At 68.4% G+C, this 3,359-nt stretch carries 5 protein-coding genes; 2 read left to right on the top strand and 3 right to left on the bottom strand.

The annotated features are described in order from the left end of the window. Nucleotides 1-316 (bottom strand): thiol-disulfide oxidoreductase DCC family protein (locus tag AC27KI_RS21195; RefSeq protein WP_487115685.1); only part of this gene is annotated, 316 nt, incomplete at its 3' end. Between the two features lie 54 nt (nucleotides 317-370). After that, complete coding sequence (locus AC27KI_RS21190) at nucleotides 371-919, bottom strand: GbsR/MarR family transcriptional regulator (protein ID WP_487090668.1); 549 nt, start codon at nucleotides 917-919, stop codon at nucleotides 371-373. Nucleotides 920-1,108: 189 nt separating this feature from the next. Here AC27KI_RS21190 and AC27KI_RS21185 point away from each other — a divergent pair, with 189 nt between their 5' ends. After that, a complete protein-coding gene (locus AC27KI_RS21185) occupies nucleotides 1,109-2,017 on the top strand; it encodes a dienelactone hydrolase family protein (protein ID WP_272564527.1) in 909 nt (302 codons plus the stop codon). A 133-nt stretch (nucleotides 2,018-2,150) separates the two neighbouring features. Then, nucleotides 2,151-3,029 carry a ZIP family metal transporter gene (locus AC27KI_RS21180; RefSeq protein WP_487115683.1) on the top strand — a complete coding sequence of 293 codons (879 nt, stop codon included), beginning with the start codon at nucleotides 2,151-2,153 and terminating at the stop codon, nucleotides 3,027-3,029. A gap of 112 nt (nucleotides 3,030-3,141) precedes the next feature. On the opposite strand, the gene AC27KI_RS21175 is transcribed toward AC27KI_RS21180, so the two are convergent. After that, a partial coding sequence (locus AC27KI_RS21175; RefSeq protein WP_487115681.1) for a LytTR family DNA-binding domain-containing protein occupies nucleotides 3,142-3,359 on the bottom strand: 218 nt, incomplete at its 5' end.

The raw sequence follows: 3,359 nt of genomic DNA, 5'->3' as shown, positions 1-3,359 counted from the left end.
GCCCGATGACCGGCCAGCGGGTGGCGGCGGTCAGCCAGCCCAGACCCACGGCCTCGTAGGCCGCGCGGAACACCGCGACGCCGCGCAGCAGCCGGCCGTCGGCCTGGCGCGCATGGATCAGGGTGAGCAGGTCGTCCCGGGTGGTGCCTGCCGGTGGGCCTTTGAAGTCCGGCGCCCACACGTCGGCAAAGCGCAGCAGGCCGCCGGTATTGCGCAGCATCAGGTTGCCCATCTCGGCGGCGCACAGGCGGCAGCGCGAGTCGAAGTAGAGGGTGAGGGGATAGATGGCGGGGTCGGGGGTGGCTGCGGCATTCATGTTCAATCCTTCCGAAATTTCATTCAAAACAGAAACATCAGGGCAAAAAAAGGCTTAGCCCGGGGATGCCTTGTCGGCCGTTCCGCCGCGCACGAACTTCTGCACGCTGGCCCCCAGGCGCAGCACCTTGTCGAGCGTGGCGGGGGACAGGCGCAGCATTTCGTCGGCCCACACCCCCAGCGAATCCATGAGGTGCAGCGTCTCGCGCACGCGGTCCTGGGCATCGGCGGTTTCGCTGGCGAAGTCGGGGCGGGCCACCAGTTCGCGCAGCATGCGCACGGTGGGGTCGAACTCGCGCTCCTTGCGTTCGCGCACCACGGTGCGAAACAGCTCCCACACGTCGGTGGAGGTTTCGAAATAGTCGCGCCGGTCGCCCAGCACGTGGGTGGTGCGGATCAGGTTCCAGTTGAGCAGCTCCTTGAGGCTGTTGCTGGCGTTGGAACGGGCCACGCCCAGCGTCTCGCAGATTTCCTCGGCATGCAGCGGGCGGCCATGGAAGAAGAGCAGCGCGTGGATCTGGGCCACGGTGCGGTTCACGCCCCAGGCGGTCCCCATCTCCCCCCAGTGAACCACGAAGCGTTGGGCGATGTCGGTCAGTTGCATGGGGGCAGTTTAGGTTTTCCTTTATTTCTGTCAAGACAGAAATAAAAGCCGCGCCATCACTGCACCTTCGCTGCACCGACCCTGGGCGAACGGCGGCAAACCCGTTCAGCCCTGCGGGTCATGCCGCCGCGCGCCGCAGGCCCTAGACTCTTGCGCTGCCGATCCTTTCACCCAACCAGGAGCCAGACCATGCTGCGTGATGACCTCAAGACCGATTTCGACGCCCTCTTGCCGGGCCAGAGCACCGAGGCGGGAGCCACCCGCCGAACCGCGATGCGCGTCGCCCTGGGTGCCGGTTTCGGCGTGGGCTATGCCGCCGCGGCCATGCCCGTGATGGCACAGACCGCGATCCAGACGCCCGCGGACGGGCTCACGGCGGGCAAGGTCAGCATCGAGGTCAACGGCTTCAAGGTGCCCGCCTACCGCGCCGCGCCCGCCGGCAAGACCGACCTGCCGGTGGTGCTGGTGATCCAGGAGATCTTCGGCGTGCATGAATACATCGCCGACACCTGCCGCCGTTTCGCCAAGGCCGGCTACCTGGCCATCGCCCCCGAGCTGTATGCCCGCCAGGGCGATCCGCTCCAGTACACCGAAGCCGCCAAGCTGATGAGCGAGCTGGTCTCCAAGGTGCCCGACGCGCAGGTGCTGGCCGATCTGGACGGCACCGTGAAGTGGGCGGGCGAGAACGGCGGCGACCTGAAGAAGGTCGGCATCACCGGTTTTTGCTGGGGTGGCCGCATCACCTGGCTGTACGCCGCCCACGGCCCCGTCAAGGCGGGCGTGGCCTGGTACGGCCGGCTGGTGGGGCAGGCCAGCGAGCTCACGCCCAAGCACCCGGTGGACATCGCCCCGATCCTCAAGGCGCCGGTGCTGGGCCTGTACGGCGAAAAAGACAGCGGCATCCCCCTTGACACGATTGATAAGATGAAAGCGGCTCTCCAGACCGGCTCCGCCGCCGCCAAGGCGTCGCAGTTCGTCGTGTATCCCGACGCGCCCCATGCCTTCCATGCCGACTACCGGCCCAGCTTCCGCAAGGAAGCGGCCGAGGACGGGTGGAAGCGGGCGCTGCAGTGGTTCAAGACACACGGCGTGGCCTGAGAGACCATCGCCGGCGGCGTTCCTGCCCCAGCGGTCCCGCCAAAGCCCTTCGGGGCTTTTTTTGCGCGCCGGGCGCGCCGAATCGATTCGATACAAAAGGCCGACAGGCCTTGCAGGGAAAGCACGAGAAGCCATGACTTTGGTAGCAATCATCCTGGCCACGTTGGCGGCCGGCATCGGCAGCGTGTGGGTGGCCGCCCTGTTGATGCGCGCGGGGCTGGGCGACGGCCGGCGCGGCGTGGGGCCGCAGCACCTGCTGAGTCTGGCGGCCGGCGCGCTGCTGGCCACGGCCTTCATGCACCTGCTGCCCGAGGCGTTCGAGAGCCAGGCCGGCGCGCACGACCTGTTCGCCACGCTGCTGGTGGGGCTGGTGTTCTTCTTTCTGCTCGACAAGGCCGAGCTGTGGCACCACGGGCACGAGCACGGACACGGACACGGCCATGCGCATTCGCACGGGCATACCCATGGCCATACGCAGGGGCACGGCCACGCCCATGACCACGCCAACGGTGATGCGCACGCCCACGGCGAACGCGAACGCGAAGGCGAAGCGCGGCGCGGTGGCGGCGGCTGGGCACTGCTCACGGGCGACAGCGTGCACTGCTTCGGCGACGGCATCCTGATCGCCTCGGCCTTCATGGCCGACCTGCGCCTGGGCGTGGTGGCGGCCCTGTCGGTGCTGGCGCACGAGGTGCCGCACCACATGGGCGACCTGGTGGTGCTGCGCCAGGCCAGCGCCAATCGCCGCATGGCGCTGCTGAAGGTATCGCTGGCCGGCGCGGTGACCGCCCTGGGCGGGGTGGTGGGGTACTTCCTGGTCGGCGAGCTGCAGGACTGGCTGCCTTACTTCCTGGCCATCGCCTCCAGCAGCTTCATCTACGTGGCGCTGGCCGACCTGATCCCGCAGCTGCAAAAGCGCCTGAGCGCGGGCCAGACGGTGGCGCAGATCGCCTGGCTGGTGGCGGGGATGACGGTGGTCACGCTGGTGAGCGGCATGGCCCACGCGCACTGACCGGCTGTGGGGCCCCGGTGCGGCGGCGCGTCAGGGCCTGGGTTTGCTATCAAAATAATAGCGTTATGCCGGCGGTTTGATTGCGCTGGCGGCCCAAAAACACCCTCGGCCTTCAGCCGGCCAGCTCTTCGCGCACGGCCGCCACCTGCCGGCGCGACACGGCCAGCAATTCGGTCAGCCCGTGCAGCCGCACGGCCCAGCCTTCGCCCTCCTCGGGGTCATAGTGCTTTTCCAGCGCCCGCACCGCGCGGCGGGCCACCAGCGCGTTGCGGTGGATGCGCAGGAATCGGTCGCCGTGGCGCGCCTCCAGCTCGCTCAGCGAGCCGTCCA

Source organism: Acidovorax sp. KPB24-03 (genome assembly GCF_057546605.1).
The sequence above is the reverse complement of the archived record's forward strand: the minus strand, read 5'-3'. Positions and strand labels throughout refer to the sequence as shown.